The sequence below is a fragment of the Microbacterium sp. Leaf288 genome, from assembly GCF_001422925.1.
GTDB lineage: Bacteria > Actinomycetota > Actinomycetes > Actinomycetales > Microbacteriaceae > Microbacterium.
In genome coordinates this window covers 120361-136430 of sequence record NZ_LMNI01000014.1, presented here as the reverse complement: position 1 = coordinate 136430, position 16070 = coordinate 120361, and the positions used below count along the sequence as shown (strand labels likewise).

Below are 16070 nucleotides of genomic sequence, written 5' to 3'. Positions count from 1 at the left end.
CACGATCTGTCCGACACCGAGAAGGAGCCACCCATGAGCATTGCCGAGAGCGCCGTCGCGCCCGCGACCACGGACGCCGACGTCCGGGTGATTTCGCATTGGATCGATGGGGCGGAGCGTGCGTCGTCCTCGGGTCGCACGGCCCCGGTGTACAACCCAGCGACCGGTCAGGTGTCGGCGCGGGTCGCGTTGGCCGATCAGGCGGAGATCGATGCGGCGATCGCGTCCGCGGTGGCCGGGTACCGGGTGTGGAAGGGGTACTCGATCGCGCGGCGGCAGACGGTGCTGTTCGCGTTCCGGGAGTTGCTGAATGCCCGCAAGCGGGAGTTGGCCGAGATCATCACCGCCGAGCACGGGAAGGTGCTCTCCGACGCGATGGGCGAGATCCTCCGCGGTCAGGAAGTGGTGGAGCTCGCGACCGGGTTCCCGCACCTGATCAAGGGCGCGTTCAGTGAGAACGCGTCCACCGGTGTCGACGTGTACTCGCTGAAGCAGCCGCTGGGTGTGGTGGGCATCATCTCGCCGTTCAATTTCCCGGCGATGGTGCCGATGTGGTTCTTCCCGATCGCGATCGCCGCCGGCAACGCCGTGATCCTCAAGCCCAGCGAGAAGGACCCGTCCGCGGCACTGTGGCTCGCCGAACTGTGGAAGGAAGCCGGCCTGCCGGACGGCGTGTTCACGGTGCTGCAGGGTGACAAGCTCGCCGTGGACGGCCTCCTCACCAGTCCGGACGTGCAGTCCATCTCGTTCGTCGGGTCCACGCCGATCGCGCAGTACATCTACGAGACCGCGTCGCGTCACGGCAAGCGGGTGCAGGCGCTCGGTGGCGCGAAGAACCACATGCTGGTGCTTCCCGACGCCGACCTGGACCTGGTCGCCGACCAGGCCGTGAACGCCGGCTACGGCGCCGCCGGGGAACGCTGCATGGCCATCTCCGTCGTGCTCGCCGTCGAACCGGTCGCCGACGACCTCATCACGAAGATCTCCGACCGCATCGCGAAGCTCAAGATCGGCAACGGCGCGGGCGTCGACGGTGTCGAACCCGACATGGGACCCCTCATCACCGACGTCCACCGCGACAAGGTCTCCTCCTATGTCGACATCGCGGAGGCGGATGGCGCGAGGATCGTCGTCGACGGCCGCGGCTACACCGTCGAGGGTCACGAGGACGGGTTCTTCTTCGGCCCCACCCTGATCGACGACATCCCCACCACCAGTCGGGCGTATCAGGAGGAGATCTTCGGCCCCGTCCTCTCCATCGTCCGCGTCCAATCGTACGACGAGGGACTGGACCTCATCAACTCCGGTCAGTTCGGCAACGGCACCGCCATCTTCACCGACGACGGCGGCGCCGCCCGCCGCTTCCAGAACGAGGTGCAGGTCGGCATGATCGGCATCAACGTCCCCATCCCCGTCCCCGTCGCCTACCACTCGTTCGGCGGCTGGAAGGCCTCGCTGTTCGGCGACGCGAAAGCCTACGGCGTCCACGGCTTCGACTTCTTCACCCGCGAGAAGGCCATCACCTCCCGCTGGCTCGACCCCGCCAGCCGGAGCCTTTCAGAAACCCGCGGCATCAACCTCGGCTTCCCCCAGAACAACTGACATGCCTCGCAATCAGGGTCGCCCGGACTCCCGACGCGATTCGCCTCTGCGTTTCGACTCGCAAGCTCGCTCAACGACCCCGTTCCTCGCTCGCTCAACGACCGGAGCAAAATGACTGACACACTCACTCCCGCCCCCGCCGTCTACACCGATCCTGAGGCCGACGCCCGCGTTCGCGCAGACGACCGCGGCCACGTGTTCCACTCGTGGAGCGCGCAGGCGCTCATCGATCCGCTTCCCATCGCCGCGGGTGAGGGGTCGACCTTCTGGGACTACAACGGCAACGCGTACCTCGACTTCAGCTCCCAGCTGGTGAACCTCAACCTCGGGCATCAGCATCCGGATCTCGTCCAGGCGATCCAGAATCAGGCTGGTCGTCTCACGACGATCCAGCCGTCGATGGCCAACGACGTGCGCGGCGAGCTCGCCCGCCGCATCGCCGAGGTCGCGGGCGACGGCTTCGAGAAGGTGTTCTTCACCAACGGCGGCGCCGATGCGAACGAGAACGCCGTGCGCATGGCGCGCCTCGTGACGGGCCGCCGCAAGGTGCTGTCGATGTACCGCAGCTACCACGGCAACACTACGACTGCGATCTCGCTGACCGGCGACCCGCGCCGCTGGCCCAACGAGCCCGCCGACGGCTCGACCGCGAAATTCTTCGGCCCCTACCCATACCGCTCCGCGTTCCACTCGTCGAGCGCCGAGGAGGAGACGCAGCGCGCGCTCGAGCACCTCGAGCAGACCATCGTGCTCGAGGGCGCCACCACGATCGCGGCGATCATCATCGAGACGATCGTCGGCACGAACGGCGTGCTGGTGCCGCCGCCGGGATATCTGACCGGCGTGCGCGAGCTGTGCGACCGCTACGGCATCGTCTACATCGCCGACGAGGTCATGGTGGGCTTCGGCCGCGTGGGCGAGTGGTTCGCGTTCCAGGCGTTCGACGTGAAGCCTGACCTCATCACCTTCGCGAAGGGTGTGAACTCGGGCTATGTGCCGCTCGGCGGCGTCGTGATCTCCGACACGATCGCCTCACACTTCGACACCGTGTCCTTCCCCGGCGGGCTCACGTACTCGGGCCACCCGCTCGCGTGCGCGGCGGGCGTCGCCACGTTCGAGGTGTTCGAGCGCGACGGCATCCTCGAGCGCGTGCGCGACCTCGGATCGCGCGTCGTGGAGCCGCGCCTGCGCGACCTCGCATCACGGCATCCGTCCGTCGGCGATGTGCGGGGAATGGGCCTCTTCTGGGCGATCGAGCTCGTCAAGGACCGCAAGACCCGCGAGCAGCTCGTTCCCTTCAACGCGAGCGGGACGGATGCCGCACCCATCGCCGCGGTCGCCGCGGCGTGCAAGCGGGAAGGGGTGTGGCCGTTCACGCACTTCAACCGCGTTCACGTGGCGCCTCCGCTCGTGATCACCGAGGACGAGCTGGTGCGTGGACTCGACGTCATCGACCGGGCCCTCTCGACCGCCGACGAGTACGTCACGCGCTGATCAGCACCCCTTTCCGGCCCCGCGTCCACTCCGGGCGCGGGGCCGCTGCACGCCCGTCACCGAATCGTTCCGATGCGCGGGAATGAATCACCCCTCGCCACCGTTATTCCTGTACTCAGCACCATGTGCTGCTCCAGGAGGGGACCGTGGGAAAGAACTACATCGACATCGAGAACGACCAGGGCGAGATGCTGCGCTACCGCAAGCACGTCAACGGTCGGGGCCTGATCGCGCACGGAGCGAAGGTGCACCCCAGCGCCATCGTCGAAGCGGGGGCGTATGTCGAACCGGGCGTGCAGATCGCCGCGGGCGCGCACGTCGGCCGGGGCGTATGGGTCGAGACGGATGCCGTGATCGGACCCGACGCCGAGATCGCACCGCACGCCCACATCGGGCCGCGCGCGGCCATCGGCCCGCGCGCGAAGATCGGCGTGCGCACCCAGGTCGGGCACGACGCCCGTGTCGCCGGAGGCTCGCTCATCGGCGACGACGAGACGATCGCCGACGGCGAGCGCGTCGCCACCGACAAGCGCGGACTGCGCCTGGCTGCCTGATCGTCGCGGTGGCGCGTCGGCGCCACCGCATAGGCTCGCGTCGTGCTCAGACGCGTGCTCATCGGAATCCTGCTGCTCGTCATCGCGGGCACGGCCTACTGGTGGTTCGTCGGGCGCGACGCGGGCGCCGAGGTCGCACAGCCGGCACCGGGCATCTCTTCCACGATGCCGGCGATCCCGGCCGACGCATTCGAGATGACCGTCGAGAGCGTCCACGACGGCGACACGCTGCGCGCTCGCGTCGCCGTCCCCAACGCCGTCGTCGGCGATCTCGAATCCACGCGCGTCCGGCTGCTGGGCATCGACACCCCCGAGATCTCCCCCGAACTCGACTGCTGGGGTGCGGAGGCGACGAGGAAGCTGACGTCGCTCGTCCCCGTGGGATCGACGATCTGGGTCGCCGCCGACCACGAGGTGCATGACCAGTACGGCAGAACCCTGCTCTACGTCTGGACGCCCGACGGCCGCTTCGTGAACGGCGAGCTCGTCGCGCAGGGCGATGCGCGGGTCGAGGTCTATTCGCCCAATCGCAGCCAGGAGACCCTGCTGCGCTCACTCGAATCCGCGGCCGTCGCCGCGGCGGCCGGGCAGTGGGGCGCGTGCGACTGAGCGGTCACGCGGGTTGAGCGGTCAGGCGAACAGGAACAGCACGAACCCGATGAGGGGCAGCGTGCCCTGGAGGAGCGCCGCCCGCAGGTACCGCAGCCCGGTCGTGAGCAGCACCAGCGCGGCGGCGACCATCGACCCCAGCGCGAACAGCGCGAGCGCGAGACCCGCCGCGTGGACGGGCGCGGTGTCGCTTCCCGCGAAGAGCAGCACGAGCCCGATGACGACGCCGATCGCGAGGAACAGGTTGTAGAAGCCCTGGTTGTACGCCATCGGCTTCGTCGTGTCGGCGGCCGCCTGGTCGGCCACCCCGAACCGCTTCCAGATCTTCGGTTGCGTCCACTGGACGCTCTCCATCACGAAGATGTAGACGTGCAGGAGCGCCGCGAGCGCCGCGAAGACCGTTGCCAGAATCGCCACCATGAGCGAACCATATCGCCCCGGCTACGCTGAACGCATGGCGAAGGGCGGGTCGCGCACAGGCGGACGAGGTCGTGGCGCATCGGGCAAGCGTCCGGGCGCAGCATCCGCGTCGTCCTCGAAGGCGAAGCCCGCCAAGACGCGGCGGCCGCAGCCGTCGCCCGGGCCGTCGCCGACGCCGCCCGTCGAGCCCGCCATGCCCGCGACTTTCACGCTCGGCGCGATCCCGGGTGCGACGCCCGGCAAGTGGATCGACATCTGGAACGAGCGGATGCCGCGGACCAGCCTCGAGCTCGTGCCCCTGGCGGTCGCCGATCAGCGTCGCGCGCTCCTCGACGGCGAGGTCGACGCGGCGCTCGTGCGGCTGCCGCTCGACAAGGACGGCCTCCACGTCATCCCGCTGTACGACGAGCTCCCGGTGGTCGTGTGCGCGAAGGACTCGCACCTGACCGCCGCTGAGGACGAGCTCGACGCGGCGGACCTCGTGGGCGAGGTGCTCATCGTGCCGCAGGACGACGTGCTCGCCATCCAGCTCCCCGGCAGTGTCGCGCCGCGGTTCGCGCCACCGGCCGACACCGGCGAGGCGATCGCCACCGTCGCGGCCGGTGTCGGGATCGTGGTGGTGCCGATGTCGGTCGCACGATTGCATCATCGCAAGGACGTCGAGTACCGCGCACTCAGCGGGGGTCCGCTCTCGACGGTGGCGCTCGCGTGGACGGCTGAGCGGACCACTCCCGCGGTCGAGGCCTTCGTCGGCATCGTGCGCGGGCGCACCGCCAACTCTTCGCGCGGCTGAGCGCGCCTGCGCCGAAGCATGGAATGAGGGGTGCCGCCCCAGTCCCATGCAGCACCCCTCGAGGATCGGCGGCGAAGACCCACAGCCGATTCTGCGTTCCCCAAGAAGGTCTTCTGTCAGCGCCTCCGACCCCCGTCGGCTGGGCGCAAGCCGTTCCGATGACCAGGAGCACGCAGCATCCGTCCTGATACACGGAACGCGAAGAAACCTCAGAACCCGGCGCCGTGCACCTGGAACGGGGCGATGATGCCGGTGCGGACGGATGCCGCGGCCAGCGCTTCCGAGGGGGCTACGCCCGCGGCGAGGCCCTCGTGCATGGCCGCGAGGAGCTCGCATGCCGCGTCGTCGGCGACGATGACGGGCGCGGCGATGACGCTGCGAACACCCGCGTGCAGCCACACCCTCGTCATACCCAACGCCTCTTCGCCCCACCTCACCGAGGAACGACCGACCTCGCACGCCGACAACACGACAGTGTCGGGGACGACCGGGATGAGGTCGATGTCGTAGCCGAACAGGGTGCCGTCGGCGAGTTCCAGACCGGAGAACATCGGGTTGTCGAGTGCGTGACGGCCATGGGCGGCGACATGCAGCACGTCGACCTCAGAGGCCAGAGCGGTGACCTCCGTGACTGTCGCTTCGGTGCCGGTTCTCACCTGGGCTCGGCTCCACGCGGTCGAAGCCGCGGACACCTCCTCCTCTCCGCGGGCGACGCGGGGGCCGGCTGCGAAGCCGGCGGACCTCGGCGCGCGCGCAGCACTCGAGCGCTGAGCGATCCAGGAGGTGACTGACGTCGCCACCGACAGGGGGCGACGGCCGATCGCGGGGAGCATCATCCACGGGACACCGGAGAGGACGCCCGCGGCCGTGACGAGGATCCGTTCCGCGCCCGAGAGCGCGCGAACGGGAGCGCAGAGGATCCGCGACAGGGTCGCCAGCCGCTCGTCGAGCCCCCGGCGGACCACCGCCGCCATCGGCCCCGCGGTCACCGTCGCCGCCATGTCGAGATCGGCCCGCAGGCCCCGCAGCGCGAGCCTCACGGCATTCCAGTCCAGTGCGATCAGTTGTCGGCTCCCGCGTGTGATGGCGAGTGCAGCGAGCTCGACTCCGTCGAACACGTAGGACACGAGCGCATCGCCGTCACCCAGTTCTGCGACGGCGTCGTCGAGCGTCGCGCGGACTCTGAGTTCACCGGCGGCGGTGTGCGACCACTGCCGCTGACGCGCGCGGTCGCTGAGGAGAGCGGCCCGCGGTGTGGCGAGCCATTCACCGTCCGGCGCCGCGGCGCGCAGCACCCGCAGCTCCGCGAGATCTGCCGCCAATTCGGGGTCGGGCGGAGGGCGAAGCGGTGGGAAGGATCCCATCACCGAGCGTGCACGCTCAGACCATTCGAAGACGGCGGCATGGTTGCCTGATCTGAGGGCCGAGGCCAGCCCGGTCGTGATCAGCCCCGCACCCTTCATCGCCGCGGAGACCTGTATGTCGAGGCTCCCCACGGCATGGCGGGTGCGATCCAACAGATCGAGCCCGGCGGCAGCGTGACGACGGGTGTCTGCCTCGCGGCCCTGTGTGGCGGCATGTGCCGCGCGCACCTCGTGCGCGAGGAGCCCCACCTCCAGCGGAGTGCGCCGTCCGATACGCATGACCGGCTGAGCGCCGCCGTGGCCGCTCCTGATGCGCGCCAACGCGTCCGTGAGCCGGAGCGCCTCCGCCTCGGAGTTGAATCCGTGCGCCTTGAGGCCCGCCGTGACATCCAAGACTCTCGTGCGCGCGGGCAGCCGCTGTCCCGCCCTCACCGGACCCCCGGCGCGGTCGACCCGCCCGACCGTGAGCCTGGCACGCAGACCGATCGCCTCAGCACGCACAGCCCAGCCCGAGCTGCCGATCGTGGCGAAACGCCGCGCCGATGCGGCGGCCACCCGTGCCGCGCGCGCCGGATCGTGGCTGAGCAACGATCGAGCGAGGTTGTAATCCGCCGTGGCACGGTCGCGCGGAGCACGATGGCGACCGAACGCTTCCGACACCGCTGCGAGACTGCGCTCGGCCTCTGTCACCAACCCTGCTTCGCGGAGCACCTCCGCGCGGTCGAGCTCGTTCACGGCCGCCCACATCGCTGACTCCCCATCGAGCGGTTCCCGGACGGACTGCATCGTCTGCAGGGCCGCCACGAGATCCCCGCCGAGCATGAGCGCATAGCCGCGGTTGTGCACGGCGAGGTTCGCCTCGGTGTCCATGCCCGCTGCCCGATAGGCACCCTCCGCCAGGTGGAGATCCGAGACAGCCGCGTCGAGACGGCCGCGCTGCATGTCGACGAGACTGCGGTTCATCCGCATGTTGGCCTGACGCACCGGCTGATCACTGAGCCCACGGATGCTCTTGTCCAGCCACCCTGCCGCGTCATCGAGCAGCCCGCGTTCCAGCGCGAGCGACCCGAGCTGACCGTGCAACTGGGCGATCGCGGCCTCCGACAGACCGTCCCGCCCGAGGGCGTCCAGGCACAGCTGCTCGCCACCATCCACGTCGCCGAGGCGAGCGAGCACGTAGGCCGTCGTGCCCGCGATACGCGCACCGAGCTCGATGTCGCCCTCGGCTTCGGCGCGCGCGGCACCGGCCGCGAGCACGCGCCGAGCGTCTATGAAGCTCCCTCGGGTCGCGAGATGCCAACCCCGCTGGTAGAGCTGTTCACCGGTCGCCGCCACACAGCCATGATGGACCCACCCGGCAGACGAGTGCGACCGGCAGGCCCCGCCAGCCGCACTCTTCTCTCCCTGGCTAGGGGGCCGTCTGACCCGGGAGCGGTGTCGACTTGTCCCGCACCTTCACCCATTCGAGCGCCTTTGTGACGGGGTCCTGCCCCGGAGCCGCAGTCTTGGCCGCACCGGGATCCATCAGGGATGGAGCGAGAGCCCGTGCGATCCGACCCGAGACGTACGGTGCGGCGAACGAGGTCCCGCTCCAGATCGCGTAGCCACCGGAGAAGTCGTCCGGGTCCAGGCTCTGCCGTCGACGGTTGTCGCGGTCGGCGCGTGTGCCGGCCTGCACGCCGCCCTCGAACGACGGGAACGCGCTCACGACAGAGGTGCCGGGAGCGAAGGCTGTCACCCAATCGCCGACGTTGCTGTACAGCGCGACGGATGTCGCTTGAGGATTCAGCGCCCCGACGGCGATGTGCTGGGCAAGCCCCGGCGGCTCCTCGAGTTTCAGCTCGGGATCGCCGTCCTTGGACAGCGCGGCGGGAAACGCCGGTCGTTCCGTCGCATCGTTTCCGGCGGAGCACACGACGACGCACCCCCGGCGGCGCAGCGCCACGAGTGCCTTATGGAGTCGCAGGCTGAAGCGTCCATCCTCGGGAGTCTCGTGGTAGTAGCCGAGCGAGAGGTTGACGACGTCGACGACGTTCTTCGCCTTGTCCGAGTCCATCCAGAGCGCGAGGTCTTCGAGCGCATCGATGAGCTCGCTCTCGAGCACTGCGCCATTGCTGTCGGCGACACGGATCGAGATGAGATCCGCCTCCGGGCAGACCTGACGGATGATGCCGCAGACGAACGTACCGTGGCCGGCGGCGGCGTCGAGGAACCCATCGAGAGGTCCGGACTGGTCGCCGTGGATCTCGGGATCCGTGAGGGGATCCTCGACACCGATCACGTCCCCGGTTCGGCTCGGCCAGGGGATCCTACGCCGGACGATCACGGGGTCGACCGTGTCGATCGCATCGGCCGGCTCGTCATCGAGGTCGTCGAAGCGCTCCGGCCTCGACGGCGCGGGCGTGGCCGGCTGTGACGGCGTGGTCTCGGCCGGGAGCCACGGGTGGACACCGCACCCGGTGTCCACGACGGCGACGACGGGCCTGCGGCCGCCTTCGGCGACGACGCGTGTTCGCCGCGGCGCCGTCCCGAGGAACGACACGAGCTCGAGGCCCCCCGTCCCGGGATAGGCGTAGCCCGCGGTTCCGCTCGGGTTGGTCATACCGTGAGGGTTCGTCATGCCGTGCGGGTTCGTCATGCCGTGCGGGTTCGTCATGCCGTGGGGGTTCGTCATGCCGTGAGGATTGACGCCCACCGGATCGATCGTGAGCACGTGATCCAGCCCGACATTGCGCAGTGCATCGATGTCGACGGACGGCACCTCCACCAGCGGCTGCTGCGGGGCCCGCGATCGGGACTCCGCCCGGATGGGCTCCGCAGCCCGCGCCGCGGTCTTGGCGACGTCGCGACGCACCTCGCGGCGGATCTCCTGACGGCGTTGCTCGCTCACCTCGCTGGGGGCGCCTTGTTCAGAAAGGCCGCGCGCTGCGGGCTCAGGGCGCTGCGACGCGCCCTCCTGTCCGCGATCGGCCTGCTGCTCCGCGGCCAGACGTCGCTGGTATTCGGCTTCCTCGAGGGCCACCCGACGCGCGTGCTGCAGCAGCCGCCAGGCGTCGACGGCGGGAACCGGTTCGTCGTCCCGTTTGTCGCTCGGAAGCTGGATGATGCGCGCCCGCGTGAGAGCGGGCTCGTTCTCCGCAGATGGCCGGATCTCATCGAGGTCGACCTCCCACCCGAGCTCCTGGCCCGCAGCGAGCAGCGCACCCTTCGCGTCGGCGGTCTCACCCGAGATCACGAGATGGCCTGGCGCGTACGCCGAGGGGAACGCCTCCACTCCCGGCACGATGTCCCGACCGGGATCGAGCGGAACGCCGAGCGGGGCGCCCGCCTTCACTCGCGTACGCCACGATCCACCGGCACGCTCGTCTTCGGCCATGTCATCTCCTCACACACGTGGGAGCCGCGGCCCCCAGGCCGCGGCATCCGTTCTTCGTATCTCGAACTGGTTGTCAGACTTCGAACTGCGGGGTCTGGAAGTCGCGCAGCGCGCCGTCGGCGTCGCGCACCACCAGGCGAAGCCGCGCCATCCCGGGCGTGACCTCGTCGAAGGCGAAGCGTCCGTGCTCGCCCGGTTCGGCCGACCACTCGCGGTCGCCCTGGATGAGACGGATGGCGAGGGCCGTGGCGTCCACCCATCCGTCCACGCGCCGGTCGCCGCCCTCGGTGGCGGTCACGTGCAGCAGCACGCTGGTCGTGCCGTCGCTGAACTGGAGAGTCGCCGTGTCGGTCTCGCCGCGCACGGCCGCGAACGTCCCCTCGACCAGCGTCAGGAGCGCGTACTCCCGCGACAGGTCCTCGACGGCGACAGCGGCGACCATCTGGTCCACCAGGTCGGCCGGCACGGGGTCGACGTCCTCCCACATGCGCCGCATCCGTGCGAAGAGCGCGGCGTCGGCCGCAAAGTCCTCAGTTTCCATCGTCGTCACCTCTCCATCCGTCTCCCTCGAGTACGGCGCGTAGCTTCGCGAGGCAGCGCTGGCGGGTCGGTCCGATCGATCCGATGGGCATCGCAAGGTCTTCGGCGATGCGGGCATAGTCGGGGCGGTCCTCGAACGCGACGATCCGCAGCAGGCGCTGGCATCGTTCGTTGAGCGTTCCGACCGCTGTCCAGAGGCGACGGGTCTCGTCGTCCTGCGCGGCGGTCTGCTCGGCGGATTCGTGGACGGGAAGGTGCGGTTCGAGCGACTCGGCCTCGGTGGCATCGGCACGCCGGTGCTGTTTGCCGACTCGCCACGCCTCACGGCGCGCGCACATCGTGAGCCACCCCGACACCGCGAGCGGGTCGTTGATGGTCTCGTGACGGCGCACGAGCGTCAGCCAGGTCGTCTGCACGACGTCCTGCGCCAACGAATGGTCGAGCCCGTACGCCCTCACGACGTGCCATAGCGGCGGCGTCATCAGGCGGACGAGTTCGTCCATCGCACGGCTGTCGCCTTCACGCCACCGCACGAAGAGTGCGGCGGCGCGCTCCCATCGCGCCGGCTCCACGGAGTCGACGGATGGTTCGGCGTCAGCCTGCGTCATAGCGCCCATTCTGTCCACACCATGCCCGAGCGCGATAGTGCGGGTTTGATACACGCACGCCGCCCGAATACCGACGATTTCAGCCGTCTCGCAGGGTCCGGGAGTGGAGACCTAGAATTCGTGCATGACGACCGCGCCGTTGCTCTATGTCTGCGTGCGCCCGCAGCTGGGTGCGGCGGCCGCCGAATACGAGTCCTTCCGCACCGCGATGCACCTCGACGAGAGCCGCCTCGCCCGCCACGACCTGGTGCGCGAACCGCTTCCCGACGACGTGTTCGAGCGCTACTCCGGCTTCCTCGTGGGCGGCAGTCCGTTCAACGTCACCGACCCCGAGTCGACGAAGACCGACGCGCAGCGGCGCCTCGAAGCGGCCCTCGCCCGCATCGCAGAGCGCACCGCGACCGGCGACGGTCCGGCCGCCCTCTTCACCTGCTACGGCATCGGCATCGCGACCCGCACCCTGGGCGGCACGGTGAGCCGTGCCTTCCCCGAGGACACCGGCCCCGTGGCGGTGGAGCTCACGAAGCGGGCCTCGGCCGACCCGCTGTTCGGCGCCCTCGCGAATCGCTTCACGGCGCTCACCGCCCACAAGGAGGGGACCGAGAACCTGCCGCCGGGAGCGGTCCTGCTGGCGAGCAACGACGGATGCCCCGTCCAGGCGTACCGCGTGGGCGACCGGCTCTACGCGACCCAGTTCCACCCCGAGCCGACCACGAAGGCGTTCACCGAGCGCATGGCCGTGTACCGCGACGACGGCTACTTCGATTCCGCGGACTATGACGCGATCGCCGGACGCGTGCTCGCAGCATCCGTCACGGAGCCCACGCGGCTGCTGCGGGCGTTCGCCGACCGCTTCGCGCCCGCCTGATCACACCTCGGCGTTGCGGACCGCGGTCAGCGCGCGCACTGCGGTGCCGATGAGCGCCGTACCGAGGATCAGTGCGGCGACGACGATCGCCGTCACCCCGATCGCGGTGCTGTGCGGCTCGCCCTCCAGCCGGCCGACCGAGAGCCAGATCAGCCCCCACGCGAGCGCGAGCGCCGGCCCGAGGCGCCAGCGGCTCGCGATCTCGATTCCGAGCCCGATGACGGCGACGGCGATGAGGACGACCACGCCCCACAGGTCCGCCGACGCCTCCCACTCGGGCGATCCGATCGAGGTCAGCCAGGCCGTGATGTTCGCGACGGTGGCGAGCGTCACCCAGCCCAGGTGCAGGCCGGTGACCCCGTCGACCAGCAGCCGATCGGCCCAGCCGTCGGCGGGCTCGATGACGGTGCGGCTGAACGTGACGCCCAGCAGCGCGAGCAGCACGATGATGGCCAGCACCGTGAGCCCGAGCGAGCCGAACTGGGCCGTCACGAGCCACAGTCCGTTGAGCGCCATCGTGCCGGCGATGAGGTATCCGAGCGCCCGCTGCCGCTCGCTGCCGCGCTGGCGTGGCAGCGCCTGCCACACCGTGTACGCGAACAGCCCGACGTAGATCGCGGTCCAGATCGAGAACGCCGGCCGCGCCGGCGCGAGGTACGAGCCGTCCTGATCGAGCGCGCCGTCCTGCAGCGCCTGCACCGGCGTGCCGCCGAACAGGCCGGTGCCGACCATGGCGGCCACGATCATGAAGCAGAACGCGCTGATGACGATGATCTGCCGGGCGAGGTCCTTGGCGGTCATCCTCACACGGTAAGGCGCACGCCACCCCGCCACGAGGGCTCTTGACATCCCGTCCCACGGCAGATAGCGAGCGATCTCACGCGCCGCCCGGTGGGTCGAGCAGCAGAGCGACCCGCTCCGAGAGATAGGCCTCGAGCGGCATGAGTCCTCCGGCGGCACTCCATCTCACGCTGGGCACGCCATCGGCAGGGAACAGCGGAGCGGATGCCTCGCCCCTGTCGACCGCGCCGGGCTGCAGCATCCGCCATCCGATGTGCACGGTCTCGCCCTCCGCGAAGCCGCCGCGACGTGCGGCGGCGGCGAGTTCGGCGCGCTGCCGCTGGGACTCGGCGGTGTAGCCTCGCCGGGCTTCGTGCCGGGCACGGAGGATGTCGCCCGTCGCGAAGACGGCGTCGTCGGTGAGGAGCAGCACTCCCAGGTGCCACGCGTCGCCGCGCCGTTCGATGCGGGCGGCGCGCGCCACCCCCAGGAAGCGCTTGGGCACGATCAGTTCGCCGAGCGCTTCGCGGGGCACGCCGGTGAGCCGCGAGCGGGTGGCGTCGAGGAGTTCGAGGGTGCTCACGCCATGTCGTCCAGGAGGGAGGGGCTCGCCGTCAGCCGCTCGCCGCGCAGCGCCATGCCGACCAGCGGGAACAGCAGCACCGACAGCATGCCGCCCGCGACGAGCACGGTCTGCTGCGTCGTGTCGAGGATCTTCTCGTCCACGCCGATCTGGGTGACGGCGACGATGATCGGAAGCCCGGTCGCACCCAGGAGCGCGATCGACAGCCGCTCGCGGCGCGAGGACCCTTCGGGTGCGGCAAGCGTCGACGGCAGCCCGCGGACGACGAGAAGCGCGACGAGCACCAGCGGCACCAGCCAGAACAGCACAGGGTCTTCGAGCAGGCCCTGGAGGTCGAACGTGATGCCCGTGTAGATGAAGAAGATCGGCACGAGGAAGCCGAACGCGACGCCCTCGATCTTGCTCTCGACGGCGTCGCGGTCGTGCTCGGAGGCGTCGCGCATGAGGAGGCGCCAGATGATGCCGGCGGTGAAGGCCCCCAGCAGCATGTCGAGGTCGAGCACGATGCTCAGCGCGACGAGGGTGGCGAGGATCACGAACACCACCCGGATCGCGAACTGCCCCGAGGTGTGCAGCGTGGAGTTCACGAACGAGTGCATCGCGCCGCGCGGCACCCGGAACGCGAGCCAGATCGCGAGCGCCGCGAACGCGGCGAACAGCGCCAGGACGATGGTGGACAGGCCCGGCTCGCGGCCGCCGAGGAAGATCGAGATCGCGATGAGCGGCCCGAACTCGCCGACGGCGCCGACGGCGCCGACGGCGCGGCCGAACGGGGTGCGCAGCTCGCCGGCGTCCCGCAGGATCGGCAGGAGGGTGCCCAGCGCCGTCGAGCACAGCGCGACGCCGATCACGATCGCCGCCTCCCCGGGCGCGAGCAGCCAGCCGGCCGCGATGCCCGCGGCGAGGCTGATGATCCACCCGAGCGACGCGCGACGGCCGAGGCGTCCGCGGAACGATCCGAACTCGATCTCGGTGCCGGCGACGAAGAACAGCATCGCGAGTCCGAAGTTGGCCAGGACGTCGACGAAGGCGTTCGGCCCCGCCCAGCCGAGAACCGCGGGCCCGATCAGGATGCCGAGCACGAGCTCGAACACCACCACGGGCACGCGCACCCACCGCCCGAGACCTCGGGCCAGAATCGGGGCGAGCACCCCCAGCAGCGGAATCAGCAGGAGCGTCGAGGGTGTGAGACCGTCCACGCGAACAGACTAGCCAGCCCGGGTCACCCCGCCGAGACCCCGTCGAGCCAGCGGAGCATCGCCGGACGAAGTTCATCCTCGAGGCCTCCGGGTCGCCGATGGTGCGTCCGCAGGCGGCTCAGTGCTCCAGCTGCCGCTCGGGCGGGGCCAGCTCTGCGCGGCTGCGCTGGTGGCCGATGAGCGCGAGGATCATGCCGCCCACGAGCCACGCGCCGAGGATCGTCCACTGCGCCCAGGTGGAGGCCTCCGGGAAGTACATCACCGAGCGCAGCAGGTTCGCCGATGCACCCGGCACGAAGAACTGGCCGACCGCGCCCCACGGCTCGGGAAGGAACTGCGGCGGCAGGGCGGCGCCCGCGATCGGGTTCGCGATGAACATCGTGATGACAGCCCCGACGGCGATCCCGGGAGGGCCCATCAACGCTGCCAGCCCGATGATCAGCGCGGAGGTTGCGGCGACGCCCACGCCGAGCACCGCGGCGTTGAGCAGCCAGTCCCCGGTGAGGATGCCGAACCACGTCTGCATGACGAGCGCGATCAGGGCGCCGGCGGCGAGGCCGAAGACGACCAGCCCCACCAGGCGACGCACGACCCCCTGCACCAGCAGCGTCAGCAGGATTCCGCCGAGCATGCCGCCCAGCACCATCGGGAAGACGGATGCCGCGAGCCCTGACCCGGCGCTGTCGCCGTCGGCCAGAGGCACGACATCGGTGACGGTCACCGTGGGGATGGCCGGCGGGGCCCCTGCGGCACCGTCGGGCAGCGGTGGCATCTGTCCCGCGTTGAGCGCCCCGACGATCGCCGTGAGCTGGTCCGTCAGCGCGGTCTTGGCCGCGGTGTCGATCTGCGACTGCAGCTGGGTGGCGACGCCGCGCAGCGCCTGCGCGGCGACGGGGCTCGCCGCCGTCGCGATGAGCACCTCGGGCTCGTCGCCCAGCAGGATCGCGCCGTACAGCTCGCGGGATTCGATCTGCGACACCGCGTCGTCGCGCGACTCGACCTCGTGGAGGACGAACGGCGCGGGGTCCTGTTCGGCGAGCTTGTCCTCGACGGCAGTGACGGCCTCGGTGGGCCCGGAGATGCCGACGGGCAGGTTCTGCGGCTGCGAAGCGGCTGCGGGCCAGACGAACGCCATCACGATGACGGCGACGATCACTGAGCCGAGCAGCCCGAACAGCGCGGCGACCCCCCACTTCGTGGGGCGTGCGGGTGCGGCATCCACCGATACCGCGTCACGATGAGTGTTCATCGCGTCCTCCTAAAAAGAACGAACATTCTTT

General features: G+C 70.1%; 15 protein-coding genes. 6 read left to right on the top strand and 9 right to left on the bottom strand.

Features of this window, described 5'->3' with window-relative positions; genetic code table 11:
• The first annotated feature begins 33 nt into the window (after window positions 1-33).
• From ASF40_RS19545 to ASF40_RS19530, 4 genes are all read left to right on the top strand, one after another.
• Window positions 34-1602: a CoA-acylating methylmalonate-semialdehyde dehydrogenase gene (locus ASF40_RS19545; protein WP_056372277.1), complete on the top strand. Its 1569-nt coding sequence runs from the start codon at window positions 34-36 to the stop codon at window positions 1600-1602.
• 111 nt (window positions 1603-1713) lie between these two features.
• Window positions 1714-3096, top strand: a complete 1383-nt coding sequence (locus ASF40_RS19540; protein WP_056372275.1) for an aspartate aminotransferase family protein — start codon at window positions 1714-1716, stop codon at window positions 3094-3096.
• A gap of 146 nt (window positions 3097-3242) precedes the next feature.
• A complete protein-coding gene (locus ASF40_RS19535) occupies window positions 3243-3650 on the top strand; it encodes a transferase (RefSeq protein WP_056372272.1) in 408 nt (135 codons plus the stop codon).
• 42 nt (window positions 3651-3692) lie between these two features.
• Window positions 3693-4259, top strand: a complete 567-nt coding sequence (locus ASF40_RS19530) for a thermonuclease family protein (RefSeq protein ID WP_056372271.1) — start codon at window positions 3693-3695, stop codon at window positions 4257-4259.
• A gap of 21 nt (window positions 4260-4280) precedes the next feature.
• Here ASF40_RS19530 and ASF40_RS19525 read toward each other — a convergent pair whose 3' ends face one another.
• The gene (locus ASF40_RS19525) at window positions 4281-4679 is read right to left on the bottom strand and encodes a DUF1304 domain-containing protein (protein ID WP_200919538.1); all 399 of its coding nucleotides are present in this window, start codon (window positions 4677-4679) and stop codon (window positions 4281-4283) included.
• Here ASF40_RS19525 and ASF40_RS19520 point away from each other — a divergent pair.
• Window positions 4678-5472: a LysR substrate-binding domain-containing protein gene (locus ASF40_RS19520; RefSeq protein WP_235560297.1), complete on the top strand. Its 795-nt coding sequence runs from the start codon at window positions 4678-4680 to the stop codon at window positions 5470-5472. The genes ASF40_RS19525 and ASF40_RS19520 overlap by 2 nt on opposite strands.
• Window positions 5473-5681: 209 nt before the next feature.
• Here the strand turns inward: ASF40_RS19520 and ASF40_RS19515 are convergent, their stop codons facing one another.
• The 4 genes from ASF40_RS19515 to ASF40_RS19500 form a co-directional block, all read right to left on the bottom strand.
• Window positions 5682-8171 (bottom strand): CHAT domain-containing protein, encoded by a 2490-nt coding sequence (locus tag ASF40_RS19515; protein ID WP_056372268.1) that lies wholly within the window; start codon window positions 8169-8171, stop codon window positions 5682-5684.
• Window positions 8172-8244: 73 nt separating this feature from the next.
• Window positions 8245-10212, bottom strand: coding sequence for a S8 family peptidase (locus ASF40_RS19510; RefSeq protein ID WP_056372264.1), 1968 nt, complete (start codon window positions 10210-10212; stop codon window positions 8245-8247).
• Between the two features lie 73 nt (window positions 10213-10285).
• Window positions 10286-10753 (bottom strand): hypothetical protein, encoded by a 468-nt coding sequence (locus tag ASF40_RS19505; protein ID WP_056372401.1) that lies wholly within the window; start codon window positions 10751-10753, stop codon window positions 10286-10288.
• Entirely contained in the window at window positions 10743-11360 is a 618-nt protein-coding gene (locus ASF40_RS19500) for an RNA polymerase sigma factor (protein ID WP_056372262.1), read from the bottom strand. Before ASF40_RS19500 ends, ASF40_RS19505 begins: the two co-directional genes overlap by 11 nt.
• Before the next feature lie 124 nt (window positions 11361-11484).
• On the opposite strand from ASF40_RS19500, the gene ASF40_RS19495 reads away from it, so the two are divergent.
• The gene (locus tag ASF40_RS19495) at window positions 11485-12228 is read left to right on the top strand and encodes a glutamine amidotransferase-related protein (RefSeq protein ID WP_056372261.1); all 744 of its coding nucleotides are present in this window, start codon (window positions 11485-11487) and stop codon (window positions 12226-12228) included.
• Here ASF40_RS19495 and ASF40_RS19490 read toward each other — a convergent pair whose 3' ends face one another.
• The 4 genes from ASF40_RS19490 to ASF40_RS19475 all read right to left on the bottom strand — a co-directional run bounded on the left by ASF40_RS19490 (window position 12229) and on the right by ASF40_RS19475 (window position 16039).
• A complete protein-coding gene (locus tag ASF40_RS19490; protein WP_082497221.1) occupies window positions 12229-13029 on the bottom strand; it encodes a tryptophan-rich sensory protein in 801 nt (266 codons plus the stop codon).
• Window positions 13030-13105: 76 nt separating this feature from the next.
• Window positions 13106-13591 (bottom strand): hypothetical protein, encoded by a 486-nt coding sequence (locus ASF40_RS19485; RefSeq protein WP_056372259.1) that lies wholly within the window; start codon window positions 13589-13591, stop codon window positions 13106-13108.
• Window positions 13588-14790 carry a cation:proton antiporter gene (locus ASF40_RS19480; RefSeq protein WP_056372257.1) on the bottom strand — a complete coding sequence of 401 codons (1203 nt, stop codon included), beginning with the start codon at window positions 14788-14790 and terminating at the stop codon, window positions 13588-13590. The genes ASF40_RS19485 and ASF40_RS19480 overlap by 4 nt, the downstream gene beginning before the upstream one ends.
• A gap of 118 nt (window positions 14791-14908) precedes the next feature.
• Entirely contained in the window at window positions 14909-16039 is a 1131-nt protein-coding gene (locus ASF40_RS19475) for a hypothetical protein (protein ID WP_056372254.1), read from the bottom strand.
• Between the last annotated feature and the right edge of the window lie 31 nt (window positions 16040-16070).